The sequence below is a fragment of the Dactylosporangium aurantiacum genome, assembly GCF_000716715.1.
Lineage (GTDB): Bacteria > Actinomycetota > Actinomycetes > Mycobacteriales > Micromonosporaceae > Dactylosporangium > Dactylosporangium aurantiacum.
Genome location: NZ_JNYJ01000040.1, coordinates 48,117 through 71,527, shown reverse-complemented (window position 1 = coordinate 71,527; position 23,411 = coordinate 48,117). Strand labels below are relative to the sequence as shown.

General features: G+C 74.2%; 28 protein-coding genes. 14 read left to right on the top strand and 14 right to left on the bottom strand.

Annotated features, from left to right (window positions below; genetic code table 11):
* Window positions 1–6: 6 nt before the first annotated feature.
* The 5 genes from OP18_RS36870 to OP18_RS36850 all read left to right on the top strand — a co-directional run bounded on the left by OP18_RS36870 (window position 7) and on the right by OP18_RS36850 (window position 5,142).
* Window positions 7–1,341, top strand: coding sequence for an ABC transporter substrate-binding protein (locus OP18_RS36870; RefSeq protein ID WP_052387883.1), 1,335 nt, complete (start codon window positions 7–9; stop codon window positions 1,339–1,341).
* Between the two features lie 91 nt (window positions 1,342–1,432).
* Entirely contained in the window at window positions 1,433–2,266 is an 834-nt protein-coding gene (locus OP18_RS36865) for a carbohydrate ABC transporter permease (protein ID WP_052387882.1), read from the top strand.
* Window positions 2,256–3,113, top strand: a complete 858-nt coding sequence (locus OP18_RS36860) for a carbohydrate ABC transporter permease (RefSeq protein ID WP_033363782.1) — start codon at window positions 2,256–2,258, stop codon at window positions 3,111–3,113. The genes OP18_RS36865 and OP18_RS36860 overlap by 11 nt, the downstream gene beginning before the upstream one ends.
* Window positions 3,110–4,309 carry a Gfo/Idh/MocA family protein gene (locus tag OP18_RS36855; protein WP_033363781.1) on the top strand — a complete coding sequence of 400 codons (1,200 nt, stop codon included), beginning with the start codon at window positions 3,110–3,112 and terminating at the stop codon, window positions 4,307–4,309. Before OP18_RS36860 ends, OP18_RS36855 begins: the two co-directional genes overlap by 4 nt.
* Window positions 4,306–5,142, top strand: coding sequence for a sugar phosphate isomerase/epimerase family protein (locus tag OP18_RS36850; protein WP_033363780.1), 837 nt, complete (start codon window positions 4,306–4,308; stop codon window positions 5,140–5,142). Before OP18_RS36855 ends, OP18_RS36850 begins: the two co-directional genes overlap by 4 nt.
* A gap of 25 nt (window positions 5,143–5,167) precedes the next feature.
* Here OP18_RS36850 and OP18_RS36845 read toward each other — a convergent pair whose 3' ends face one another.
* Entirely contained in the window at window positions 5,168–6,058 is an 891-nt protein-coding gene (locus OP18_RS36845; protein ID WP_211273781.1) for an ROK family protein, read from the bottom strand.
* 66 nt (window positions 6,059–6,124) lie between these two features.
* Between OP18_RS36845 and OP18_RS36840 the strand changes: the two genes are divergently transcribed.
* Both OP18_RS36840 and OP18_RS36835 read left to right on the top strand, forming a co-directional pair.
* On the top strand, window positions 6,125–7,414 hold the full coding sequence (locus OP18_RS36840; protein ID WP_081971420.1) for an enolase C-terminal domain-like protein: 1,290 nt from the start codon (window positions 6,125–6,127) through the stop codon (window positions 7,412–7,414).
* Window positions 7,415–7,439: 25 nt separating this feature from the next.
* Entirely contained in the window at window positions 7,440–8,276 is an 837-nt protein-coding gene (locus OP18_RS36835; RefSeq protein WP_033363779.1) for an NAD-dependent epimerase/dehydratase family protein, read from the top strand.
* 55 nt (window positions 8,277–8,331) lie between these two features.
* On the opposite strand, the gene OP18_RS36830 is transcribed toward OP18_RS36835, so the two are convergent.
* From OP18_RS36830 to OP18_RS36810, 5 genes are read right to left on the bottom strand one after another with little or no spacing between them, the layout of a single operon-like run.
* Complete coding sequence (locus OP18_RS36830; RefSeq protein WP_033363778.1) at window positions 8,332–8,673, bottom strand: hypothetical protein; 342 nt, start codon at window positions 8,671–8,673, stop codon at window positions 8,332–8,334.
* On the bottom strand, window positions 8,670–9,536 hold the full coding sequence (locus tag OP18_RS36825) for an alpha/beta hydrolase (protein WP_033363777.1): 867 nt from the start codon (window positions 9,534–9,536) through the stop codon (window positions 8,670–8,672). Before OP18_RS36825 ends, OP18_RS36830 begins: the two co-directional genes overlap by 4 nt.
* Window positions 9,536–10,204 (bottom strand): VOC family protein, encoded by a 669-nt coding sequence (locus OP18_RS36820; protein WP_033363776.1) that lies wholly within the window; start codon window positions 10,202–10,204, stop codon window positions 9,536–9,538. The genes OP18_RS36825 and OP18_RS36820 overlap by 1 nt, the downstream gene beginning before the upstream one ends.
* 17 nt (window positions 10,205–10,221) lie before the next feature.
* On the bottom strand, window positions 10,222–10,413 hold the full coding sequence (locus OP18_RS36815) for a hypothetical protein (protein WP_033363775.1): 192 nt from the start codon (window positions 10,411–10,413) through the stop codon (window positions 10,222–10,224).
* Entirely contained in the window at window positions 10,410–11,681 is a 1,272-nt protein-coding gene (locus OP18_RS36810; RefSeq protein ID WP_081971419.1) for an MFS transporter, read from the bottom strand. Before OP18_RS36810 ends, OP18_RS36815 begins: the two co-directional genes overlap by 4 nt.
* A 102-nt stretch (window positions 11,682–11,783) precedes the next feature.
* On the opposite strand from OP18_RS36810, the gene OP18_RS36805 reads away from it, so the two are divergent.
* Together OP18_RS36805 and OP18_RS36800 are read left to right on the top strand one after the other, a co-directional pair.
* Entirely contained in the window at window positions 11,784–12,329 is a 546-nt protein-coding gene (locus OP18_RS36805) for a TetR/AcrR family transcriptional regulator (RefSeq protein ID WP_033363774.1), read from the top strand.
* A gap of 20 nt (window positions 12,330–12,349) precedes the next feature.
* Window positions 12,350–12,706, top strand: coding sequence for a DUF427 domain-containing protein (locus OP18_RS36800; protein ID WP_033363773.1), 357 nt, complete (start codon window positions 12,350–12,352; stop codon window positions 12,704–12,706).
* 16 nt (window positions 12,707–12,722) lie between these two features.
* On the opposite strand, the gene OP18_RS36795 is transcribed toward OP18_RS36800, so the two are convergent.
* From OP18_RS36795 to OP18_RS36785, 3 genes are all read right to left on the bottom strand, one after another.
* The gene (locus tag OP18_RS36795) at window positions 12,723–13,517 is read right to left on the bottom strand and encodes an SAM-dependent methyltransferase (RefSeq protein WP_033363772.1); all 795 of its coding nucleotides are present in this window, start codon (window positions 13,515–13,517) and stop codon (window positions 12,723–12,725) included.
* Between the two features lie 28 nt (window positions 13,518–13,545).
* Window positions 13,546–13,890 (bottom strand): DUF1330 domain-containing protein, encoded by a 345-nt coding sequence (locus tag OP18_RS36790; protein ID WP_033363771.1) that lies wholly within the window; start codon window positions 13,888–13,890, stop codon window positions 13,546–13,548.
* Between the two features lie 83 nt (window positions 13,891–13,973).
* The gene (locus OP18_RS36785; RefSeq protein ID WP_033363770.1) at window positions 13,974–14,528 is read right to left on the bottom strand and encodes a TetR/AcrR family transcriptional regulator; all 555 of its coding nucleotides are present in this window, start codon (window positions 14,526–14,528) and stop codon (window positions 13,974–13,976) included.
* A gap of 84 nt (window positions 14,529–14,612) precedes the next feature.
* Between OP18_RS36785 and OP18_RS36780 the strand changes: the two genes are divergently transcribed.
* Genes OP18_RS36780 through OP18_RS36770 form a run of 3 tightly spaced genes read left to right on the top strand, consistent with a single transcriptional unit; the run spans window position 14,613 to window position 16,980 of the window.
* Window positions 14,613–15,311, top strand: coding sequence for an SDR family oxidoreductase (locus tag OP18_RS36780; RefSeq protein ID WP_033363769.1), 699 nt, complete (start codon window positions 14,613–14,615; stop codon window positions 15,309–15,311).
* A 5-nt stretch (window positions 15,312–15,316) separates the two neighbouring features.
* Entirely contained in the window at window positions 15,317–16,246 is a 930-nt protein-coding gene (locus tag OP18_RS36775; protein ID WP_052387881.1) for a glutathione S-transferase family protein, read from the top strand.
* 2 nt (window positions 16,247–16,248) lie between these two features.
* The gene (locus OP18_RS36770; RefSeq protein WP_033363768.1) at window positions 16,249–16,980 is read left to right on the top strand and encodes an SDR family oxidoreductase; all 732 of its coding nucleotides are present in this window, start codon (window positions 16,249–16,251) and stop codon (window positions 16,978–16,980) included.
* A gap of 309 nt (window positions 16,981–17,289) precedes the next feature.
* On the opposite strand, the gene OP18_RS36765 is transcribed toward OP18_RS36770, so the two are convergent.
* The 4 genes from OP18_RS36765 to OP18_RS36750 all read right to left on the bottom strand — a co-directional run bounded on the left by OP18_RS36765 (window position 17,290) and on the right by OP18_RS36750 (window position 21,370).
* Window positions 17,290–17,496, bottom strand: a complete 207-nt coding sequence (locus OP18_RS36765; RefSeq protein WP_156090055.1) for a hypothetical protein — start codon at window positions 17,494–17,496, stop codon at window positions 17,290–17,292.
* A 138-nt stretch (window positions 17,497–17,634) separates the two neighbouring features.
* The gene (locus tag OP18_RS36760; RefSeq protein WP_033363806.1) at window positions 17,635–18,879 is read right to left on the bottom strand and encodes a L,D-transpeptidase; all 1,245 of its coding nucleotides are present in this window, start codon (window positions 18,877–18,879) and stop codon (window positions 17,635–17,637) included.
* A 116-nt stretch (window positions 18,880–18,995) separates the two neighbouring features.
* Entirely contained in the window at window positions 18,996–20,045 is a 1,050-nt protein-coding gene (locus OP18_RS36755; protein ID WP_052387879.1) for a serine hydrolase domain-containing protein, read from the bottom strand.
* 62 nt (window positions 20,046–20,107) lie between these two features.
* Complete coding sequence (locus OP18_RS36750) at window positions 20,108–21,370, bottom strand: FAD-dependent oxidoreductase (protein WP_033363766.1); 1,263 nt, start codon at window positions 21,368–21,370, stop codon at window positions 20,108–20,110.
* A 76-nt stretch (window positions 21,371–21,446) separates the two neighbouring features.
* On the opposite strand from OP18_RS36750, the gene OP18_RS36745 reads away from it, so the two are divergent.
* Entirely contained in the window at window positions 21,447–21,911 is a 465-nt protein-coding gene (locus OP18_RS36745) for a MarR family winged helix-turn-helix transcriptional regulator (protein ID WP_033363765.1), read from the top strand.
* Window positions 21,912–22,012: 101 nt separating this feature from the next.
* A complete protein-coding gene (locus tag OP18_RS54545) occupies window positions 22,013–23,122 on the top strand; it encodes an EcsC family protein (protein ID WP_063745690.1) in 1,110 nt (369 codons plus the stop codon).
* Window positions 23,123–23,148: 26 nt separating this feature from the next.
* Here OP18_RS54545 and OP18_RS36735 read toward each other — a convergent pair whose 3' ends face one another.
* Window positions 23,149–23,388, bottom strand: a complete 240-nt coding sequence (locus tag OP18_RS36735; RefSeq protein ID WP_033363764.1) for a hypothetical protein — start codon at window positions 23,386–23,388, stop codon at window positions 23,149–23,151.
* Between the last annotated feature and the right edge of the window lie 23 nt (window positions 23,389–23,411).

The window sequence follows — 23,411 nt, the reverse complement described above, 5'->3', positions numbered from 1 at the left end:
ACCCCTATGAGACGCATTCCCCTCATCGCCGCCGTTGCCGCCGCCACCCTCGCCCTGTCCGCCTGCGGCGCCGGCGACGGCGGCAAGGGCACCGGCGACACCGGCCTCAACGGCGCCGGCAAGACTCTCAACGTCCTCGTGCAGGCCAACACCATCTACCCCGACCAGCAGCGGTCGTGGTTCACCGAGATCAACGACAAGTTCAAGGCGCAGACCGGCGCCGAGGTGAAGTTCGAGACGTTCGCCTCGCCCAACGACGAGCTGACGAAGATCCAGACCTCGGTGCTGTCCGGCCAGGGCCCCGACATCTACTCGCTGGGCACCACGTTCACCCCGACCGCCTACGCGACCGGCGCGTTCCTGGAGCTCAAGGACGACGACTGGAAGAAGGTCGGCGGCAAGGACGCGTTCCTGCCCGCCACGCTCGGCATCTCCGGCCCCGACGCCGAGCACCAGGTCGGCATCCCGTTCACCAGCCGGCCGTTCGTCATGGCGTACAACACCGAGCTGCTCAAGGCCGCCGGCATCGACAAGCCGGCGACCAGCTGGGACGAGCTGCTGGTACAGGCGAAGAAGACCACCGGCGGGGGCACCTACGGCCTCGCGGTCGCCTACGCCGACGGCTTCGACCCGTGGAAGTTCATCTGGGCGATGAGCGTGCAGGCCGGCAACCCTCTGGTGAAGGACAAGAAGGCGTCGCTCAACGACCCGTCGACGCTGAAGGCCTACCAGACCTACCTCGGCTGGCTCGCCACCGACAAGGTCGTCAACCCCGCCGCCGTCGGCTGGAAGAACGCCCAGGCGATCGCCGACTTCGGCGCCGGCAAGGCCGCGTTCCTGCCGATGGTCTCCGCCACCTCGAAGGTCACCCTCGACAAGTCGGCCGTGGCCGGCAAGTACGCCTACGCGATCATGCCGACCATCCCGCCGGGGCAGACCAGCACGCCGGGCGTCGGCGCCACCAGCATCCTGTCCGGCGACAACCTGGTGGTGGCGAAGTACACCAAGAACAAGGACCTGGCGCTGGCCCTGGTGAAGCTGCTGACCAGCGCCGAGCAGCAGGAGTCGTACTACAAGACCTTCGGCGAGCTGCCCACGAACGCGACCGCCGCGAAGCAGCTGCAGGGCGACCCGGCGCTCGCGCCGATCGTCGAGTCGGCCGCCAAGGCCAGCGGCACCCCCTTCAACGGCGCCTGGAGCCAGGTCCAGCTGGCCCTGGTCAACGTGGTCGTGCAGTCGATCCCGGCGCTCAAGGACGGCAAGCTCGACGAAGCGAAGCTGCGGCAGCTCGTCGCCGACGGGCAGAAGGCCGCGCAGGACGCCCTGGACAAGAGTAAATAGATTCATGGCGATCGAAACCGTGACACGGCCGGCGGCCCGGGCGAGTTCGCCCCGGCCGCCGGCCCGCCGCCCGCGCCACCGTCCACTGTGGATGCTGGCGCCGGGCGGCGTGCTCCTCGTCCTCGTCATCCTCGTGCCGCTCGGCGTCGCGCTCACCGTGTCGCTGCTCGACCTCGACCAGTACACGCTGCGGGAATGGACCGGCGCACCGTTCATCGCCGTGGACAACTACGTCGAGGCCGTCACCGACACCCCGCTGCCGCACGCCATCTGGGTCTCCGTCGGCTACTCCGCGCTGGTCACCGTCGCCACGCTGCCGGTCGGGCTGGCCGCCGCGCTCGCCACCCAGCAGCGGTTCAAGGGCCGCGCCCTGGTCCGCTCCGCCTTCCTCATCCCGTACGTGCTGCCCGCGTTCGTCGTCGGCACCGTGTGGCGCACGATCCTCATGCCGACCGGCCCGGCCAACGCGGTCCTCGGCGGGCAGCACCTGTGGCTCAACGGGCCGAACAGCTACTGGACCCTCGTCGTGGTGCAGCTGTGGACGTCGTGGCCGCTGCTGTACCTGCTGGCCGCCTCCGGGCTGCAGAGCATCGCCGAGGAGGTGCACGAGGCCGCCGCGCTGGACGGCGCCGACTGGTGGGCGAAGCTGCGCCACGTCGTCCTGCCGCACCTGCGCGGCGTCCTCGCGCTCGCCCTGATCATCGCGTTCCTGCACAACCTCAACAGCTTCACGCTGCCGTACGTGCTGTTCGGGGTGCCCGCCCCGCACGACGTGGAGGTGCTGCCGGTGCTCACGTACGTGGAGAGCTTCCAGAACTTCCGGTTCGGGCTCAGCGCCGCCATGGCCGTGCTGTCGCTGGTGCTGGTCGCGATCCCGCTGTCGGTGTACCTGCGCGCGGTGAGGCTGAACCGGCATGAGGACTGACGTGCGGCGGCTCCTGCCGCGACCGGTGCAGGCGGCCGTCATCGCCGCGCTGCTGCTCTTCGTGCTGACCCCGGTGCTGTACATGCTGTTCGCGTCCGTCAACGACGACCTCGCCGTGGCCCGCGGCGCGTTCTGGCCCACCGGCCTGCACCTGGACAACTACGCGAAGATCTGGTCGACCGTCGAGCTCGGCGCCGGCCTGGGCAACAGCGTCGTGGTCGCCGGCAGCGTCGCCGTCGTGTCCGCGGTCGTCGCCGTGGCCACCGCCTACGTCCTCGTCCGGTTCCAGTTCCTCGGCCGCGGCCTCATCCTGCGCGGGCTCCTCGCGCTGCAGTCGATCCCCGGCACGCTCATGCTGCTGCCGGTGTTCGTGCTGTTCGCCAACCTGTCCGCGGTCCTCGGCGTGCAGGTGATCGGCACCCGGTGGGCGCTGTTCGTCACCTACCTCACCTTCGCCCTGCCGTTCTCGACCTGGGTGATGGTGACCTACCTGCGCGGCCTGCCCGCCGAGCTCGACGAGGCCGCCCGCCTCGACGGCGCCTCGTCGTGGCGGATCCTGCGCTCGATCATCATCCCGCTGAGCTGGCCCGGCCTCGTCGTGGCGAGCATCTTCGCGTTCCTGCTCGGCTGGAACGACGTGCTGTTCGCCTCCGTCATGACCAGCCCGGACAGCCGCACCGTCGCGGTCGCCCTGCAGGTGTTCGGCGCCACCCAGGAGGGCGGCGCCATCCCGATCTACGGGCAGCTGATGGCCTCCGCGCTCATCTGCGCGCTGCCGGTGGTGGTGTTGTACCTCGTGTTCCAACGGTTCCTGGTCGGCGGCCTGACCGCCGGGGGAGTGAAATGACTGACCTGATCAACGTGGCGATCGTCGGCAGCGGCATCATCGGCGGCAACCACGCCGACGCCATCCTGCGCCATCCGAGGCTGCGGATCGTGGCCCTGGTCGACGCCGTCGACGCCGCCAACGCCGCCCTCGCCGCCCGCATCACCGCCGCCGTCACCGAGTCCGGGCGCGCCGCCGACACCGCCGCCGGCCGCGACGGCCCCGGCCCGTCGTGCCACCGCACGCTCGGCGCCGCGCTCGCCGCCGAGCAGGTCGACCTCGTCGCCATCTGCACCCCCAGCGGGCTGCACGTCGAGGCCGCCGAGGAGACCCTGCGCGCCGGCGCGCACCTGCTCGTCGAGAAACCCCTCGACGTGTCGCTGGCCAAGGCCCGCGCCTTCGCCGAGGTCGCCCTGGCGGCCGAGGCCCGCGGCCTGGCCTGCGCCGTGGTCAGCCAGCACCGCTTCGACCCGGCGATGGTCGCCGTGCGCCGCGCCGCGGACGCCGGCCGGCTCGGCCGGCTCACCTCCGCCGTGGTGTCCATGCCGTGGTGGCGCGACCAGGCCTACTACGACTCCGCCGACTGGCGCGGCACCTGGGCCTTCGACGGCGGCGGCGCCGTGGCCAACCAGGGCATCCACCTCGTCGACCAGATGCTCGCGCTGCTCGGCCCGCCGGTCGAGGTCGCCGCCCGCACCGCCCGGGTCGCGCACGACCGGATCGAGGTCGAGGACCTCGCCGTCGCCACGCTGCGCTTCGCCGGCGGCGCCCTCGCCGTGCTGCACGCCTCCACCAGCGCCCACCCGGGGCTGCCCGTACGGCTGCAGCTGCACGGCACCCGCGGCTCCGCCGTCCTGCACGACGACCAGCTGGAGTACTTCCACAGCGCCGACAGCCCCGACCCGGCCGCCGTGCAGACCCGCGCCCTGGTCGCCGCCGAGGACCTCTACGGCGCGCCGAAACCCGCCGACGGCTTCGTCCTCGGGCACCTGCGCCAGTACCAGGACCTCGTCGAGGCCATCGACGGGCGGCGCCCGCCGGGCGTCCGGGTGGCCGACGGCCTGCTCGCCCTCGCCACCGTGCGGGCCGTGTACGTGGCGGCCACCCTCGGCCGCCCGGTGCAGTTCGACCAGGTCCTCGACGGCGTCCACGACGACGTGCGACCCGAGGTGACCTGGGTGTCGCCGTCACCGTCAGCTGAGGAGGAACAGGCGTGAGGTTCTCGGTCTTCACCGCGTCGACCCCGGAATGGACCCCGGACGAGGCCGTGCGGCACCTCGCCGCGCAGGGCTGGGACGGCGTCGAATGGCGCATCGTCGACCAGGAGGACGCCCCGGTGCCCGGCTTCTGGAAGGGTAACCGCGCCACCTGGCCGCTCACCGGCCTGGAGGCGGACCTGCCGCGCATCGCCGCCCTGACCCGCGGCGCGGGCCTGGAGTTCTCCGGCATCGGCGGCTACGCCCGCAGCTTCGAGCACGACGACGTCGCCCGGCTCCTCGCCGCCACCGCCGGCCTCGGCGCCGGCCGGGTCCGGGTCACCATGCCGCTGCTGTCGACCGGCCGGTACCCGGACCTGTTCGACGCGACCCGCAAGGACCTGGAGTGGGCGACCGGGCTCGCCGCCCGGCACGGCGTCACCATCCTCGTCGAGCTGCACCACGAGACGATCGTGTCCTCGGCGTCGGCCGCGCTGCGCCTGCTCGACGGGTTCGACCCGCGCCACATCGGCGTCATCCACGACCTCGGCAACCTCGTCATCGAGGGCCACGAGGACCACCGCGCCGCGTTCGCGCTGCTCGGGCCCTACCTGCAGCACGTCCACGTGAAGAACGTCGCCTGGCGGCCGGTGGACACCGCCGCCGACGGCACCGTCACCTGGGCGCACGACTGGGCGCCGCTGCGCACCGGCCAGGCGCACGTCGGGCGCTACCTGGCCGCGCTCGTCGCGCACGGCTACGACGGCTGGGTCACCCTGGAGGACTTCTCCACCGCGGTGCCGCTGGAGCAGCGCACCGCGGACAACCTCGCCTACGTGCGCGGCCTGCTGTAGCGGGGCCGCGCCGTGCGGGCCGCGGTCAGTACACCGCCGCGGCCGGGTGGGCGGCGGCCCAGGCCGCCCCCACCAGCGCGGCGTGCTCCGTGTCGGACACCGGCCGGGCCGGCAGCCGCAGCGCCAGCGCCGGCTCGATCAGGTCCCAGGCGCCGGTCATCGACCCGCCGAACACGACCACCTCGGCGCCGAACCGGGTCAGCCACTCGGTCAGCAGCAGCCCGAGCGCGCCGAACGCGGTGTCGATCACGGTCTGCGCGGCGGCGTCGAGCTCGCGGGCCCGGGCGGCGAGGCCGCGCATGCCGTCGACGTCGACGCCGGTGGCTTCCCGGTACGCCCGCACCAGCGCCCGGTCGGACACGACGTCCTCCAGCTCCACCCCGCCGATGGTGCAGAAGTGCAGCTCGCCCTCCGGCGGCACGTCGGGGCCGGTGGTGACCACGCCGCCGTCGGCGAGCCACGCCGAGCCGATGCCGGTGCCGAGGGTGATGGCCACGCAGCGGGCCGCGCCCTTGGCGGCGCCGTCGACCCACTCGCCGAGCAGGAACGCGTCGGCGTCGTTGACGAACGTGAACGCGCCCGGGTCGGCCGGGATCGCCGCGGCGAGAGCGGCGCGCAGGTCGACGCCGTGCAGGCTGTCGAACTTGCCGACACCGGCGTGCCGGGAGACGCCGGTGCGGTAGTCGAACGGCCCCGGCATCGCGATCGCCCAGCGGTCCCCGGGCTGCGGCTCGAGCAGCTTCGCCGCGCCGGCGAGCGCGCCGACGATGCCGTCCGCGTCGAGCGCGGGGTCGAGGGGGTGGCGTCGGCGCTGGATCACCTGCCGGTCGTCCAGCAGCACGCCGGCGGCGGTGACGTGGCTGCCCCCGATCTCGAGGACCCACACCGGCCGGGAGTCTGCTTCGGGCGCGTGCACGGGCGTAACGTTATCGCACACATGATCGCCGGATCATGAGCGACCACAGGCAGTGGAGGTTCCGCCGTGCACGACCCGAACCGGTTGCTGGGCCCCGGTGGCGGTCTGCCCGAGTCTGTCCCGCCGTGGCCGGCTCGCGACGCGCTGCGCATCACCGCGGTCCGCCCGATCGTGACCGCGCCGGAGGGCCTGCCGCTCGTCGTGGTGAAGGTCGAGACGTCCGAGCCGGGGCTCCACGGGCTGGGCTGCGCGACCTTCACGCAGCGCTACGCGGCGGTCGCGGCGGCCGTGACGGAGCACGTCGGGCCCCTCGCGGTCGGGCGGCACCCGGCCGACATCGAGGACATCACCCGCACGGTGCACTTCTCGTCGTACTGGCGCAACGGGCCGGTGCTGAACAACGCCCTGTCGGGGCTGGACCAGGCGCTGTGGGACATCGCCGGCAAGCGCGCCGGGCTGCCGGTGCACGAGCTGCTCGGCGGGCGTGTCCGCGGCGGCGTCGAGGTCTACACGCACGCCTCCGGCGCCGACACCGCCGAGGTGCTCGACGAGGCCGAGCGGCTCATCGCGCTCGGGTACCGCTGCATCCGCCTGCAGCGCGCGGAGCCGGGCCTCGGCAGCTACGGCGCGCCCGGCACCGGCGGGCACTACCCGGACTCGCCGAACCCGGACGGCTGGGACCCGGAACGCTACCTGCGCGGCACCCCGTCGCTGTTCGCCGCGGCCCGGGAGCGGCTCGGCACCGGCGTGAACCTCATGCACGACGTGCACAGCCGGCTCACCCCGAAGCAGGCGGTGGTCCTGGCGCGGGCGCTGGAGCCCTACGGGCTGTCGTTCCTGGAGGACCCGATCCCGTCGGAGCTGTACGACCGGCTGCCGGAGATCCGCGCCGCCTCGCCCGTGCCCCTCGCGGTGGGGGAGCAGGTCGGCTCGGTCGCCGACGCGGCCCGGCTCATCCGCGACGGCGGCGTCGACCTGATCCGGCTGCACACGTCCGCGGTCGGCGGGCTCACCCCGACCCGGAAGCTGGCGGCCCTCGCCGAGCTGTGCGGCGTGCGGACCGCGTTCCACTCCCCGGCCGACGTGTCGCCGGTCGGCGTCGCGGCGAACCTCGCCGTCGACATCTCCAGCCACGCGTTCGGCTACCAGGAGTCGCACGAGTACGACGAGGCCACCCACGAGGTGTTCCCCGGCTGCCCCGACGTGGTGAAGGGGTACATGTACCCGTCGGACCGGCCCGGCTGGGGCGTCGACGTCGACGAGGTCGAGGCGGCGAAGTACCCGCCGACGAAGTTCCTGTTCGACCGCTGGGCGGCCGTCGTGCGCCGGCCGGACGGCTCGCTGGAGGCACCGTGAGGATGCTCGTGACCGGGGCGGCACCGTGAGGGTGCTCGTCACCGGCGCCGGCGGCGCGATCGGCCGGGCCGTCACCGCCCGGCTGCGCGCCGGCGGCGCCGACGTGGTCGGGCTGTCCAAGGATCCGTTCCCGGCCGACGGGCTGGCGGTCGTGGTCGGCGACGCCGGTGACCCGGCGGTCGTCGCCGAGGCGCTGCGCGGCGGCGCCGACGCCGTCGTGCACCTGGCGGCGATCCCGTCGCCGGAACGCGACCCGGCCCTGGACGTGTTCAGCGGCAACACCCGGGCCACGTTCGCGGTGCTCGACGAGGCCGCCCGCCGCGGCGTGCCCCGGGCCGTGCTGGCCAGCAGCTACGCCCTGCTCGGCATGCCCTTCTCGCCGCACGAGCTGCACCCGCCGTACTACCCGCTGGACGAGCGGGCGCCGGCGCAGGTCGAGGACCCGTACGCGCTGTCGAAGGCGGTCGACGAGCTCACCGGCGAGATGGTCCACCGCCGGTACGGCACCGACGTGGTCGCGCTGCGGTTCCCGTTCACCGCGGACACGGCGCGCCTGGCCGAGGCCGCCGCGAAGGTGCGCGCCGACCCGGCGTCGGGCGCCCGCAACTCGTGGGCGTACCTGCACGTCGACGACGCCGCCGAGGCGGTGTGGCTGGCGGTGACCCGGCCGCTGCGCGGGTTCCACCGGGTGTTCCTCGCCGCGGCCGAGACACTGTCGCCGCTGCCGACCGCGCAGCTGGTCGCCGCGCACCATCCGGGCGTGCCGGTCCGCGCCCCGCTGCCCGGCCGCCGGGTGCCGATCGACACCAGCGCCGCCGCGGCCCTCCTGGGCTTCCGCCCGGCCTACAGCTTCCCCGTGTAGGGCGGGTACGGGGTCGCCTTGTCACCCGCGACGAGCGCCTCGAAGAAGGCCCCGGTCAGCCGGTCGAGCCGACGCCGTACTGGTAGCACATCGGCAGCCCGAACAGGTTCGCGGTCGAGTGCGGGTGGCGCAGGTCCAGGGCGGTGACCGGGACCTGCTTGACGAACACGGGCACCCCGGCGACGTCGAGGGTCGCGGTCCGCCCGCCGATGCCGGCCGCGCCGGGCCGGGCGTCCCCGTCGACCAGCGCGGCGACGGCGTCGTCACCGCGCAGCGCCAGCGCCGCCGACAACCGCTCGTGCCGCAGCAGCCGCGCCCCGCTCCCGCCGCCCCCGCTGTCACCGCCCCCGCTGCCGCCGGTGGCTGCGGGCGCGCCGGTGGTCGTGGGTCCGCTCACGCCAGGAGCCGGGCGGCGTCGGCGAGCCAGCGGGCGTCGGCCTCGGCGCAGGCGGGGGAGGCGTGCACGGACTGGGCGAAGTTGTGCACCAGGCCGGGCTCGGTCCGGTGGACGACCGGCACCCCGGCCGCGGCCAGGCGCCGCGCGTACAGGTCGCCGCCGTCGCGCAGCGGGTCGTGCTCGGCGGTGACGACCAGCGCCGGCGGCATCCCGGCGAGGTCCGCCCGGAGGGGGTCCGGCGCGCCGTGCGGCGCCCACCAGCCGATCCACTCGCGCAGCTCGGCGACGTCCAGGGTGTAGCCGGTGCCCTTCGCCGCGACGCTCGGCTGGGTGGCCGGGAGGCCGACGTCGGCGAGCGGGCAGACGAGCAGCTGCGCGTCGACCCGGTCCCGGCGGGCGAGGGTCGCCTGCACGGCGAGGAACGCGCCGGCGGAGTCCCCGGCGACCGCGACCCGCGCCGCCGGCTGCAGGTCGAGCACGGTGAGGACGTCGTCGACGGCGGCGGGGAACGGGTGCTCCGGCGCCCGCCGGTAGTCCACGGCCATGACGGTGCGGCCGGTGGCGTGGGCGATCCGGCGGGCGAACGCGTCGTGCGTGTCGAGGTCGCCGAGGACGAACCCGCCGCCGTGGGCGAAGACGACGACGCCGGGGCCGTCCTGCCGGTACACGCGGACGCCGACCCCGCCGACCGTGCGGTCCTCGGCCGGCATCGCCGGGCCGGGCGGGCGGGCCGCGGCGCGGTCCCGGGAGCCGCGGCGCAGCTCGGCGACGCCCACCGGGGGATGCGGCAGGCGGGCCGCGGCGACCATGTCGGCGACCGCCCCGTCGGCGAACACGTCGCCGTCGCGGGTGACCGCGCGCATCAGTCGCGCCCCTGCCAGGTGGTGACGCAGACCTCGTTGCCCTCGGCGTCGGCGAGGATCCAGTACGCGGGTGCCGCCGCCTCGGACACCAGGACGCCGCCGGCGGCGAGGGCGGCGGCGATCCGGTCGGCGGCCGCGTCGTGCGGGACGCTGATGTCGAGGTGGATCCGGTTGCGTTCGGTGCGCGGCTCGGTCATCTGCTGGAACCACACGGTCGGGCCGAGCCGGTGCGGGTCGGCGACCGCGGCGCCCGGGTCGTCGGCGACGCCGGGTTCGTCGGCGTAGCCGAGGACCGCCTTCCAGAACGGGCGGACCGCCGGGATGTCGAGGGCGTCGACGGCGATCTCGAGCAGCTGCACGGCGCGCCCCGTCGCCGGGACGGTGGCGAGGCCGGCCTCGCGCAGCGCATCGGTGACGGCCCGGGCGAGCGCGACGTCCCGCTCGCCGGGCCGGCCCTCGCCGATCGTCCGCAGGCTCACCTGGACGTGGTCGGCGCGCAGGTCCAGCCACAGGTGCCCGTCGGCGTCGGGGCCGGCGGCGGCCGCGCACCGGGCCGCGACCCGCGCCGCCTCGGCGACGGAGCCGACCGGCACCGTGGTCATGAGGGTGCCGAGGACGTACCGCCACCCCGCGTCGGACACCGCGTCGCTGAGCTCCTGCCGGTTCATCCGACCGAATCTAGCCGCTACACGTAGATGTCGACGCCCTTGCCGTCGGAGACGCTGCTGGCCACGGTCGTGTTGTGGCGGCTGCCCATGAGCGCGCTCAGCGTGTCCGCCTGCGCGTTGACCTGGGCCTGGGCGGTGGCCGGGTCGACGCCGCGGCCGGCGGGCGGGACGCTGAAGGTGATGGACGAGGCGATCTGGCCGACGTTCACGCGTACTCCCTCGCTCGGGCTCCGGTCGTGTCCCCATCGGCGTGACCGGTCGGGACCTGAGGGGTTTCCGCGGCGCGGGTCAGCCGCCACTGGGTCAGCAGCCCGGCCGCCGCCGCGGCGAGGATCGCGGCGCCGTAGAGCTCGACCGTGGCGTGCAGGCCGAGCGGCGCGACGAGCTGCCCGGCGACGATCGCCGGCACCCCGAAGGACAGGTACGCGACGAGGAACACGGCGGCGAACAGCCCGGCCCGCTGGTGGCTCTCGGCGAGGGGACCGACGGCGCGCAGCGCCCCGGAGAACGTCGCGCCGAACCCGGCGCCGCCGATGACCCCGCCGGCCCACACCAGGGGCAGCGTGACGGTGCCGACGCCGGTGAGGACGACCGCGGCGCCGAGCAGCACCGCGGCGCCGCCGAGCAGGATGGTGCGGCGGGGGTGCTGGCGGCCCAGCACGTACCCGGCGACGGCGGCCGACGCGGGCGGCAGGAACGCGGTGGCGCCGTTGAGCAGGCCGCTGTCGAGGTGGAAGATGTCGCGCACGATCGTCGGGGCGAGCCCCATGAACAGGCCGGCGAACATCCAGCTGGCCAGGTGCACCGGGATGGCGGCGGTGAACTCGCGGCGGGCGGCGCGGGGCACCGTGACGCGGGGCCGGAGCGAGTCGAGGGCGCCGGCGCGGCGGGTCGCGGTCTCGCCGGAGAACGCGGCGGTGAGCGTGCCGAGGACCATGACGACGGTGAGGGCGCCGAAGACGATGAGGTTCGCCGAGTGGGTGAACTGCACGGCCGCGCCGGTCAGCAGCGCGCCCAGGCCGAGCCCGCCGGCCGGGGCGGCGCCCGCGACGACGGTGCCGAGCCGCTTGCGGTGCGGCGGCGCCAGCTCGACGAGCGCGGCGGTGAACGCGCTGCTCGCCGCGCCCGTGGCGACGCCCTGCACGACGCGGGCGGCGATCACCCAGCCGATGTCCGGGGCGAACACGAACATGAGCATGGCGGCGACCTCGACGCTGAGGGCGCCGACCAGGACCGGCCGCCGCCCCACGTGGTCGGACAGCGACCCGACCACGAGCAGCGAGGCGAGCAGGCCGAACGCGTACGCGGCGAACGCGACCGTGAGCACCCACGGGGCGAAGCCCCACTCCCGCTCGAACAGCACCAGCAGCGGCGTCGGTGCGCCGGCCGCCAGGTACAGCGACGCGAACGCCAGCCCGGTGCCGGCGAAGGCGACTCCGGTGGGCAGTGTGACGGGCCTGACCAGTGCGGTCGTCATGCCGTACCCCCTAAAGCAAATTCCGTTGCGTTAGGCTGAAGCTACGCCGTGGCGGCCGCTTCGGCACCCTTAAAGCAAAGATCGTTGCGTTAGGAGCGTCACATGTCGACCGGGAAGCGCACCGGCGGGCGCAGCGCCGTGGTCGTCGCGCAGGTCAGGAGCGCGGTCGAGGACCTCGTGCGGGAGCGCGGCGCCGAGCGGGTGACCATCCCGCTCATCGCCGAGCGCGCCGGGGTCAACCCGACCTCGATCTACCGGCGCTGGGGCGACCTGCCGACGATGCTCAACGACATCGCCACCTACCGGCTCGACCCGGACCGGCCGCTGCCGGACACCGGCGAGCTGCGCGCCGACCTCATCGCCTGGGCCGGCGAGATCGTCGAGCACTACGCCAAGCCGGTCAACGCCGCCCTGCTGCGCGGCGGGGCCGCCTCCGCCGGCGAGACCGAGTCCGACTGCCTGCGCAACCGCCGCGCCGAGGCGCAGGTGCTCGCCGCCCGGGCCACCGCGTCGTTCGCCGCCGACGACCTCATCGAGCTGGTCATCGCCCCGATCATCTACCGGGTGATCTTCCTGCCCTGGACGCTGACCCCGGACCTCGCCCAGCGCTGCGTCGACCGGCTGCTCGCCGGCAGGCCGGTCGCCTGAGCGCGAGCTAGCGTCGGGGTATGAAGATCCCAGGACCCGACCACCCGATCACCGTCACGCCGACCGGCCGCCGCGTCACCGTGCGCGTCGACGGGGTCACCGTCGCCGACACGACCGACGCGCTGACGCTGCAGGAGTCGACGTACCCGCCGGTGTACTACCTGCCGCTGGACGACGTGGACCGGTCGCTGCTGCGCCGCACGGAGCACTCGACGCACTGCCCGTACAAGGGCGACGCCTCCTACTACAGCGTCGTCACCGCGGACCGTGAGCTCACCAACGTGATCTGGACCTACGAGACGCCCTACCCGGCCGTCGAGCCGATCGCGAAGCGGGTCGCCTTCTACCCCAACCAGGTCGACCTGACCGTGGAGTGAGCGGGCGTGACCACCGCTACGGCACCCGGCCGGCGGCGGCGTAGACCGAGACGTCGGCCGGGGTGAGCGACGGGTCGGGCTCGTCGGGGCGCCACTCGTGCGCCGCGACGACGCCCGGCTCCACCAGGTCCAGGCCGTCGAACAGGGCGCCGAACTCCGAGCGGGTCCGGGGCCAGATGTCGGTCTGGCCGGCGGTCAGCATCCGGTCGTACACCGCGGCGATCTGCGGCGGCAGGAAGTCCTTGGTGGCGTTGCTGGCCACCAGGTAGCTGCCCGGGGGCAGCGCGTCCAGCAGCTGCCGCACGATCGGCAGGGCGGCGCCCTCGCCGTGCACGAAGTGCAGCACCGCGACGAGCATGAGCCCGACCGGCCGGGTGAGGTCCAGCGTCGCGCGCAGGTCCGGGTGGGCGAGGATGTGCCCCGGGTCGCGCAGGTCCGCCTCCAGGTAGGCGGTCGCGCCCTCCGGCGCGCTGGTCAGCAGGGCCCGGGCGTGGACCATGACCATCGGGTCGTTGTCGACATACACCACCCGCGCCGACGGGGCGATCGCCTGCGCGACCTCGTGGGTGTTGCCGGCCGTCGGCAGGCCGGTGCCGATGTCCAGGAACTGGCGGACGCCGGCCTCGGCGGCGAGGAACCGCACGGCGCGGCCGAGGAAGCGCCGGTTCTCCCGGGCCGCGACCGGCGCGCTGGGCCAGGCCGCGGCGATGGCGTCGGCGGACGCCCGGTCGGCGGCGAAGTTGTCCTTGCCGCCGAGCCAGTAGTTGTACCGCCGGGCCGGGTGCGCGACGCTGGTGTCGATCCGATCCATGGACACGCGGCAAACTGTATACGCCGGCTCAGCCCTGCTGCGTGGCGCGGATCGCGGCGGCCATCTTCGCCGGGTCGTGGCCGGGGCGCACGCCGTCGAAGAGGATCGCCGAGCCCGCGATGTGGTTCGTGCGCAGCGGCAGGATCTCCTGGTAGGCGGGGGAGTCGTACCAGGCGCGGACCGCGTCCTTGTCGGGGAACTCCAGCAGCACGACCGTGCCGGGCCACTCGCCCTCGCGGACCTCGACGTCGGGGCCGTGGGCGAGGAACGTGCCGCCGAAGGGGTCGAGGGTCGCCTGGATGCGCTCCAGGTAGACCAGGACGTCCTCGTGCAGGTTCGGGGTGTGCAGGTGGGCCAGTGCGTATGCCGTCATGCCGGTGATCCTCTCCGCTCGCCGGGAGGCGTGTCGATGACCTGTGAGGTAATGCCCGGGCCTCCTGCGGTGCGGGCGCAGCCTCAGACGGAGGCGTCCAGCAGCGTCGCGGCGGTGCCGGTGGCGGCGCCGTCGAGGCCGCCGCCGCGCATGACGGCGCGCACGGACGCGCCGTCGAACAGCATCACCAGCTGCGTGCCGAGCCGCCGCGGGTCGCGGGCGCCGAGCAGGGCCGCCTGCCGCTGGAAGTACGCCTCCAGCTGCTGCTTGAACGCCCACGCGACCCGGCTGGCCTGGTGCGCCGCGTCGTGCAGCTCGATCGTGGTGTTGGCGAACGGGCAGCCGTGGAAGCCGGGCGTCGCGGCCTGCTCCTCGAGGACGTCGAAGACGTGCAGGATCCGCTCGCGCGGGCCGAGCGGGGCGTCCTCGGGCGCGAAGTAGTGCGCGACGGTCGCCGGGCCGTGCACCCGCAGCGCCTCGGCGACCAGGTCGTCCTTGGTGGCGAACAGCTGGTACATCGACCGCTTGGACACCCCGGCGGTCTGGCACAGGCGCTCCACGCCGACCGCGCCGACGCCCTCGGCGTAGAACAGGTCGGCGGCGGCGCGCAGGAGGCGGTCACGTGTCGGAGAGGTCACACCCCAATGGTAAACCGATCGGTTTATGGTTGCGGGGCAGCCGGAAACCGATCGGTTTCCAGCCCTGAGCGCAAGGAGCCCGACATGGATCTCAAGCAGGCGGTCGTCCTGGTCACCGGCGGCAACCGGGGCATCGGCAAGGCCCTGGTGGCCGAGGCGGTCGCCCGCGGCGCCCGCAAGGTGTACGCCGCGGCCCGCGACCCGCGCACGGTCACCGCGCCGGGCGTGCACGCCCTGGCCCTGGACGTCACCGACCCCGGGTCGGTCCGCCGGGCCGCCGAGCAGACCGGCGACGTCACGGTCCTGATCAACAACGCCGGCATCTACGTCGGCGCCAGCCTCCTCACCGGCGACCTCGCCGAGGTGCGCCGCGAGTTCGAGACGAACTTCTACGGCCCGATCGCGGTCACCCGCGCGTTCGTGCCGCAGCTGCTCGCGGGCGGCGGCGGCCGGATCGTCAACGTGCACTCGGCGCTGTCGTGGGTCGCCTTCGGGCAGTCGTACAGCGCCACCAAGGCCGCCCTGTGGTCGGCCAGCGACGCGGTGCGCCTCGAGCTGGCCCCGCAGGGCATCGGCGTCACCGGCCTGCACGTCGGTTACGTCGACACCGACATGGCCGCCGCGGTCGACGCGCCGAAGATCAGCCCCGAGGCGGTCGCCGCGCAGGTCTTCGACGCCGTCGAGCAGGACCGCGACGAGGTCCTCGCCGACGACACGTCCCGCGGCGCCAAGCAGTCCCTCTCCGCCGACCCGGCGCAGCGGTACGCGGCAATGGCAGGATAGGACGTATGGGTGCCTACCGGTCGACCGGCGAGTTCCAGCGGGACCAGCGCTACATCACGACCCGCATCACCGCCGACGGCCGGGACGGCTACCCGGTCGAGCCCGGCCGCTACCGCCTGGTGGTGAGCCGGGCCTGCCCCTGGGCCAGCCGGGCGATCATCGTCCGGGAGCTGCTCGGGCTGCAGGACGTGCTGTCCATGGGCGTCTGCGGCCCCACCCACGACCAGCGCAGCTGGACCTTCGACCTCGACCCCGGCGGCCGCGACCCGGTGCTGGGCATCGAGCGCATCCAGGACGCGTACTTCGCGCGGTTCCCCGGGTACGAACGCGGCATCACCGTGCCGTGCGTCGTGGACGTGACCACCGGTCAGGTCGTCACCAACGACTACGCGCAGCTCACCCTCGACCTGTCCACCGAGTGGGCGCAGTATCACCGGCCGGGCGCGCCGCAGCTGTACCCGGAGCACCTGCGCGCCGAGATCGACGAGGTCAACGACGTCGTCTTCCGCGACGTCAACAACGGCGTCTACCGGGCCGGGTTCGCCGGCACGCAGGAGGCGTACTCGGCCGCGTACGAGCGGCTCTTCGCCCGGCTCGACTGGCTGTCGCAGCGGCTGTCGACCCGGCGGTACCTCGTCGGCGGCCAGCTCACCGAGGCCGACGTCCGCCTCTTCACCACCCTGGTGCGCTTCGACGCGGTCTACCACGGCCACTTCAAGTGCAACCGCCACAAGCTCACCGAGCTGCCCGTGCTGTGGGACTACGCCCGCGACCTGTTCCAGACCCCGGGATTCGGCGACACGGTGAACTTCGAGCACATCAAGCGGCACTACTACGAGGTCCACCGCGACATCAACCCGTCGGGCGTCGTGCCGCTCGGGCCCGACCTGTCCGGCTGGGACCTGCCGCACACCCGCGCGGACCTACCATCGTGACCATGGATCACGTCACGGTCATCACGGGGGGCAGCCGGGGCATCGGCGCCGCGACCGCCGCCCGCCTGGCCGCCGGCGGCCACCGCGTCGCCGTCGCCTACCAGCACGCCGCCGCGGCGGCCGAGGCGGTCGTCGCCGCGATCACCGGCGCGGGCGGGGCCGCCGTCGCCGTGCGCGCCGACACCGCCGTCGAGGACGACGTGGTGCGCCTGTTCGCCACCGCCGCCGCCGAGCTCGGCGCCGTGACCGGCCTGGTCAACAACGCCGGCACCACGTCCACCATCGGCCCGTTCGCCGAGCTGGCCACCGCCGACCTGCGCCGGGTCGTGGACGTCAACATCGTCGGCGCCTTCCTGTGCGCCCGCGAGGCGACCCGGGTCCTGCCCCGCGGCGGCGCCATCGTCAACGTCTCCTCCGCCGCCGCGACCCTCGGCAGCCCCGGCGAGTACATCCACTACGCCGCCTCCAAGGCCGCCCTCGACACGCTCACCATCGGCCTGTCGAAGGAGCTCGGCCCGGCCGGCATCCGGGTCAACGGCGTCGCCCCCGGCATCATCCGCACCGAGATCCACGCCGTGTCGGGCGACCCGGACCGCGCCGAACGGGCCGGCGCCGGCGCCCCGCTCGGCCGCCCCGGCGAGCCGGCCGAGGTCGCCGAGGCGATCGCCTGGCTGCTGAGCCCCGCGGCGTCGTACACCACCGGCACCATCCTGCGCGTGGCCGGCGGCCGCTGACCCGCCCGGCGTGCCGGCGCGCCCGGCGGTCGGCTGGGCACGGGGGCGGTTGGTCCGGTGCGCTTGGCGGTCAGCTTGGCGTGCGGGCGGTCAGCTTGGCGCGCGGGCGGTCAGCTTGGCGTGCGGGCGGTCAGCTTGGCGTGCGGGCGGTTAGCTTGGCGTGCGGGCGGTTAGCTTGGCGTGCGGGCGGTCGGCTTGGCGTGCGGGCGGTCGGCTTGGCGTGCGGGCGGTCAGCCAAGCGTGCGGAGCGTTCGGGCCGGCATGTGGGGCGGTTGTCCGGCGGTGCGGGCGGCGGTTCGGCGGGCGAGGTCAGCGCTCGTACAGGGTGTCGATGTCGGCGCCCTGGTCGAGGAGGTAGCGCACCGCCCGGTCGAGGTCGGCCTGCCGCAGGACCAGCGCGCCGACCCGGGTCCGGCGGGCGCTCTGCGCGCCGCGGTCGTAGACGTCGACGCCCCTGGCCCGGACCTCCAGCCGCCACCGCCCGTCCCCGGTGACCAGCACCCGCATCCCCCGCACCGGATGATTCTCGGCGCCGGACCCACCTCACGACCGACATATCCGAAAAATCCGGCGAAGTCGGCGGGGTGAGCGAAGGCCGGGCACCGCGGCGTCACATCGGGCGGGCGTGGTCGCCACGAGGGTGTGGCAGGTCGGTCACCACTGGGCGTACGGGACGTTCCAGTCGCCGAGGCCGTCGGTGAGCTGCAGCTGCTTCGGGGTGTTGCGGACCTCGACGACGTCGCCGACGTCGAAGTTGTCGTAGAACCACTTCGCGTGGTCCGGGGCGACGTTGATGCAGCCGTGCGAGGTGTTCTCCTTGCCGTGCTTGGGGATGTTCCAGTCGGCGAGGTGCACGTACTCGCCGGAGAGGGAGATGCGGCAGGCGAGCCGGATCTTCTCCTCGTAGTAGTTCGGGTCGCTCTTGTTGGTCACGCCGTAGCTGGCGGAGCTCATCGTGACGAGGGGTTCCTTCGTCATGAGGACGTGCACGCCGCTGGCGGTCAGGTAGTCGATCTTCTCGCCCTTGGAGCCGATGGTGCCCTTGCCGCCCTTGCCCATGCTGCACGGGATCCGGCGGACCATCTGGCCGTCGATGAAGCACTCCATCTGTTTGGTGTTGGAGTCGGCGATGGCGATGCGGGACTTGCCGATGGTGAAGCTCGCCGAGGCGTTGCCGCCGCCGTAGACGCCCTTGCCGATGTCGACGCCGAGCAGGTTGGCGCTGACCTTGACGGTGGTGCCGGGGGTCCAGTACTTCTCGGGGCGCCAGTGCGCGCTCTGGCCGCTCACCCAGTGCCACTTGCCCTCGACCGCGGGGGACGTGGTGACCTGCATCGCCTGCTCGACGGCGTCCTTGTTGGTGACGGCCTTGTTGAAGAAGACGATGACGGGCTGGCCGACGCCGTACGTGCCGCCGTTCTTCAGCGCGAGCATCGGGTTGGCCTGGAACGTGATCGACACGGTGCCGGTGGGCTTCAGCGTGGTGAAGGTGGCGGTCTGGTTCACCGCGGCGCCGGCGGCGTCCACGCCGGTGACGGTGACGGTGTACGTCTGGCCGTACGCGAGGACACCGGTGGACTGCCAGTTGTGCTTGTCCTCGGCGAGGGTGCCGTCCAGGGCCTTGCCGCCGGCGGCGACCGTGACGGACTCGAGGGTGCCGTTCTCGATCGCCACGGTGACGGGGCTGGACGGGGCGACGTCCTTGCTGTCGGCGGCGGGCGTGATGGTGAGCTTCGCCGGCTGCGCGCCGCCGCCACCGCCGCCGCCCTCGCCGCCGGTCGCGCCCGCGGCGGTGCCGGTCTTCTTCCCCCCGTCGGAGCACCCCGTCAGCACGGCGGCCCCGGCGATCCCGGCGGCGACCCCGGCACCGGTGGCCAGCATCCTTCGACGACTCAGCATGATCTGCACCCTCCCCGTGGCGAACGCTACCCACACGAAGACGTCTCGCAAAACCCCTCGGGTTGCACCCGCCGAGGGAAACCTCACGGACAATCGCCGTGAAAGGGGCGATGCGGTCAGCCGGTGCGCAGCGCGGCCTCGAGGGCGTCGTACATGGCGTTGCCCCGGTCGTGGTCGCCGAGGCGGCGGGTGACGTAGGCGAGGCTGTACCCGAGGGACTCGTCGCTGCCGGCCGACGAACCGCCGATGCCGCCCATGCCGAACCAGGCGCCGTCGCGGCGCCAGCCGAGGGTCCAGGTCGCGTCCTGCTCCAGCAGCCGGTCGAAGCCGACCGCCTGCGGGCCGGTCGCCTCGGCGAGCAGGGGCGCGGGCAGCAGCTCGGGCAGGCGGTCGTAACAGGTGGCCAGGCCCCGGGCGGTCGCGTGGCAGTTCACCGCGGGCAGCTCGCCGCCGCGCCACAGCGGGCCGTTGACGACGCCGGTGGCGAGCAGCTCGGCCGGGCCGAGCGCGCGGGCCCACAGCTCGCCGTGCCCCCGCAGCTGCCGCTGCGGCCAGTCCGGGGTGGCGTGCTCGACCTCGGCGCAGCGCCGCTGGTCCGCCGCGGACAGCCCGAAGTGCACGTCGAGGCCGAAGGTGCGCACGACCTCGCCGACCGTCTCGCCGGTGGCGCCGCGCAGGATCTCGCCGAGGATGGTGCCGTACGTGAGCGCGTGCTCACCGAGGGCCGTGCCCGGCTCCCATTCCGGGGGCGTCGCCGCGATCGCCGCGGCGAACCGGGACGCGTCCAGGATCTGCGAGATGTCCGACACGTTGGCCGCCGGTACGCCGGCCTGGTGTGCCAGGGCGTGCCGGACCGTCGCCGCGGGGTGCGGGAACGCCGGCCAGTACGCCACGATCGGCGCGTCCAGGTCGATCCGCCCGTCGGCGACCCGGCGCAGCACGGCGAGCGCGGCGACCGGCTTGCCCGCGGAGAACACCGTCGCCAGGGTGTCCTCCTGCCACGGCCGGGTCCGCGCCGCGTCGGCCCAGCCGCCCCAGAGGTCCACGACGAGGGTGCCGCCCACGTACGCCGCGACCGACGCCCCCGTCTCCGCCCCGCCGGCGAACAGCTCCTCGAACGTCGCGCGGACCGTCTCGAACCCGGGCGCCACGCTGCCCCGCACCATCTGTGTCACGCGCCGCACCCTACCGGCGGCCGGCCCGCCGCCGCAGGCAGTTCCGGGCCGGTTCAGGGCTCGCGGTCACCGCCGCGGCTGGTGTACAGCGACGCCTCGAACCGCCGTTTCAGCGCCGGGACCCGGTCGACGGTCCGCAGGAACGCCCGCTGACCGGCCAGGGCGAGCCGGCCGACGACCGGCCGGTGGACCAGCTGGTCGCCGCCGGTGCGGGCCTTCGAGGCGGCCACCGCGGCGAAGCCGTAGTCGCGCATCCGACGCTCGTACGCCTCGAGGGAACCGCCGGCGGTGAGCGTCCGCACGAGCTGGTGCGCGTCGCGCAGCGCCGTGTTCGCGCCGACCCCCTGGCCCGGGGTCATGGTGTGGATCGCGTCGCCGAGCAGGGTCACGTTCCCGGTCGGCCAGGGCGGCACCGGCACCGACGTGCGGATGGTGATCGGGAAGCAGCTGGTGGGGTCGGTCAGCGTGAACAGCCGGCGTAGCGCCGGGCTCCACCGCGGGGTCATCGCGAGGGTCTGCGCGACCAGCCGCGGGCCGTCGAAGCCGGTCACGCCGGCCGGGAAGCGGTCGCGGTGCGCCGAGATCCCCCAGTTGACGTGGTCGGCCGTCGGGTCGCCGGGCAGCGGCGAGCTGCCGTCCGGGCCCCACGGGAACTCCATCACGTGCAGGATGCAGGCCATGCCGTGCGGGGCGAGCACCAGCCCGATGCCGGGGAACACGTCCTCGGGCAGCAGCGCCCGGGTCTCGTCGGTGAGCGGCACCTTGCCGCCGATCGCGACGATGCCGGCGTCCTCGACGCGGGCGTGCGGCAGCAGCTGGGCGCGCACCCGCGAGCCCGTGCCGTCGGCGCCGACGAGCAGGTCGCCGGTGGCGCTCGTGCCGTCGGCGAAGTGGCCGGTGACCGTGCCGCCGGGGTGCCGCTCGTAGTGCGTGAAGTCGCTGCCGAAGCGGACCGCGTCGGCCATGCCGGTGTACAGGACCTGCCGCAGCGTCATCCGGCTCACCGACTTCTCGTCGTTGACGTCGTCGGCGGGCGGGCGCAGCGGGACGGTGAGCGTGCGGCGCAGCCGCTCGTCGAGGAACGCGAACGTCTCCGGCGGTCGCGCGCAGGTGCGCACGAACAGGTCGTACACCTCCGGCGGCAGGCACGCCTTCAGTGCGCGGCTGCCGTCGGGGTCGATGCCGACCCGGTAGCCGTGCAGCCCGTCGGTCCTGGTCCGGTGCCGCTCGAAGACCCGCACGTCGATCCCGGCCCGGCGCAGGCCGTGTGCGAGGCACATGCCGCCGGTGCCGCCGCCGATGACGATCACGCGCACGCTGTACTCCTTGAAAGTCGAGTAACTAGATTTTCTAGTGTCTCAGCGTACGAGGGATCCCGTAGGATCGGCAAGCGTGGGGAACACCGCACGCGCCGAGCTGATCGCCGGGCTCGGCCGGGTCATGCAGGCGTACCAGCGCGCCACCGACGTGCTGGACCAGCGGGTCGCCGACCGGCTCGGGCTGAACCGCACCGACATGCGGTGCCTGGAGCTGCTGTTCGCCCCCGAGCCGCTCAGCCCGGGCGAGCTGGCCGCCGCCGCCGGGCTCACCACGGGCGGCGTGACCACCGCCATCGACCGGCTCGAACGCGCCGGGTACGTGACCCGCGAGCGGGCCGCCACCGACCGGCGCCGGGTCACGGTCCACCCGACCGGGCACGCCCGGCGGCTCGTCGAGGAGATCTACGGCCCGATCGTCGCCGAGGGCAACGCGCATCTCGCCCGGTACGACAACGCGACCCTGACGGCCATGGCCGAGTTCCTGTCGTTCGCCACCGAACAGCAGTACCTGCACGCGGACCGGCTGGCCGGCGCCTGACACCGGGGCCCCGACCCGCGTGACGACCCCGGGTCACGGCACGGGTGCGGATCGGTCGCCGGTCTGTCCCGGGGTTGTGCGGATCTCCTACAGTCGTCCCCGTGACCGACGTGCCGCCGCAGAGCCCCGACCACGCCGACCAGGGGCCGCAGCGCACCCAGGGCACCACCGATCCGTCGCCGTTGTGGCCGGGCCAGGCCGCCGCGCCGGCCGCCGGGGCCGGGCAGCCGCCGCTCGCGCCGTCCGTCGCCGGGGGCGAGCAGCCGCTCCCGCCGTTCGCGGCGCCGTCAGCACCGCCGGCCGCGCCGTCCGCGCCGTTCGTGCCGCCGCAAGCGCCGTCCGCGCCGGCCGCGCCGTCCGCGCCGTTCGTGCCGCCGCAGGCGCCGGCCGCGCCGGCCGCGCCGTTCGCGGCGCCCGGTGCCGGGGCCGGTCAGGAGCCGACGGTGTGGCCGGGGCAGGTGGCCGACGCCGGTGACGTCCCGGGCGCCGGGCAGGTGCCGCCGTCGCCGGACGGGGTCGACGACGGGCCGCCGCCGGGGCTGTGGGCGAAGATGCGGGCCGACCCGGAGTACGCGCCCGAGCACCTCGCGATCGAGGCCGTCACCAGGATCGGCCCGAAGATGGTCATCGAGCTGCAGAAGCTGCGCGCCATGAACCCGGGCGCGCCGGCGGACGCCCTGGCCAGCATGGTGGTCTACCGGTACACCAACCACGCGCGGCTGTCCGGGGCGGTGTCCGGGGCCGTCGGCCTCGCCGGCGCGGTCCTCGACGTCGGGGTCCTGGCCTGGACGCAGGCGAAGATGGTGCTGCTCATCGCCGTCATCTACGGCCGCGACCCGTCCGACCCCGAGCGGGCCACCGAGCTGCTCGTGCTGCAGGGCGTGCACAAGTACACCGACACGGCCCGCGCCGCGCTGCAGGTCGCGCGGGGGCGGCAGGGGATCGAGACGCTGCTGCCGTCCAAGCGCCCGCCGGTGAACCAGATGCTGATGCGGCTCGGGCTGAAGCTCGCGCAGATGGCCGGCATCCGCGCCGCGAAACGCATCTTCGCCAAGCTCGTCCCGGGCGCCGCGATCATCCTCGGCAGCTTCGCCAACGCCGGCGCCACGAAGAACCTGGCGAAGAAGGCGATCGAGCTGTACGCCCGGCCGCAGCTGCCCGGGCAGCGCCCGCCGCTGCAGCTGCCGAGCGGCGAACCCCGCAAACCCTGACCGCGGGGCCCCGCCGGGGCCGGCTGTCAGTCGGGGACGCGGATCAGGTGTCCGGCCTGCCGGGCGACGGACTCCATCGTCGCGCGGTACGCGGCCCTGGTCACCGTGCCGTCGAGCAGGCCCCGGGTCGCGGTGGTCTCCACGTCGAGCGGGCGCAGCAGGCCGGACCGGTCGCGGTGCTCGGCGCGGGCGGCCGCCAGGTGCCGCGCGATCAGGACGCAGTAGGTCACCACGAGCAGCACGGCAACGGACATCGTCGCGAACATCCTGCAGACCCTAGGGCACGCCC

Coding starts and splice junctions, on each gene's coding strand:
- OP18_RS36870 (WP_052387883.1), top strand. CDS start 7: ATGAGACGCATTCCCCTCATCGCCGCCGTTGCCGCCGCCACCCTCGCC.
- OP18_RS36865 (WP_052387882.1), top strand. CDS start 1,433: ATGCTGGCGCCGGGCGGCGTGCTCCTCGTCCTCGTCATCCTCGTGCCG.
- OP18_RS36780 (WP_033363769.1), top strand. CDS start 14,613: ATGGATCTCAAGCAGGCGGTCGTCCTGGTCACCGGCGGCAACCGGGGC.
- OP18_RS36795 (WP_033363772.1), bottom strand. CDS start 13,517: ATGGATCGGATCGACACCAGCGTCGCGCACCCGGCCCGGCGGTACAAC.
- OP18_RS36735 (WP_033363764.1), bottom strand. CDS start 23,388: ATGTTCGCGACGATGTCCGTTGCCGTGCTGCTCGTGGTGACCTACTGC.
- OP18_RS36805 (WP_033363774.1), top strand. CDS start 11,784: ATGTCGACCGGGAAGCGCACCGGCGGGCGCAGCGCCGTGGTCGTCGCG.
- OP18_RS36770 (WP_033363768.1), top strand. CDS start 16,249: ATGGATCACGTCACGGTCATCACGGGGGGCAGCCGGGGCATCGGCGCC.
- OP18_RS36855 (WP_033363781.1), top strand. CDS start 3,110: ATGACTGACCTGATCAACGTGGCGATCGTCGGCAGCGGCATCATCGGC.
- OP18_RS36755 (WP_052387879.1), bottom strand. CDS start 20,045: ATGGTGCGGGGCAGCGTGGCGCCCGGGTTCGAGACGGTCCGCGCGACG.
- OP18_RS36825 (WP_033363777.1), bottom strand. CDS start 9,536: ATGCGCGCGGTCACCCGCGACGGCGACGTGTTCGCCGACGGGGCGGTC.
- OP18_RS36810 (WP_081971419.1), bottom strand. CDS start 11,681: ATGACGACCGCACTGGTCAGGCCCGTCACACTGCCCACCGGAGTCGCC.
- OP18_RS36860 (WP_033363782.1), top strand. CDS start 2,256: ATGAGGACTGACGTGCGGCGGCTCCTGCCGCGACCGGTGCAGGCGGCC.
- OP18_RS36775 (WP_052387881.1), top strand. CDS start 15,317: ATGGGTGCCTACCGGTCGACCGGCGAGTTCCAGCGGGACCAGCGCTAC.
- OP18_RS36790 (WP_033363771.1), bottom strand. CDS start 13,890: ATGACGGCATACGCACTGGCCCACCTGCACACCCCGAACCTGCACGAG.
- OP18_RS36760 (WP_033363806.1), bottom strand. CDS start 18,879: ATGCTGAGTCGTCGAAGGATGCTGGCCACCGGTGCCGGGGTCGCCGCC.
- OP18_RS36800 (WP_033363773.1), top strand. CDS start 12,350: ATGAAGATCCCAGGACCCGACCACCCGATCACCGTCACGCCGACCGGC.
- OP18_RS36820 (WP_033363776.1), bottom strand. CDS start 10,204: ATGAACCGGCAGGAGCTCAGCGACGCGGTGTCCGACGCGGGGTGGCGG.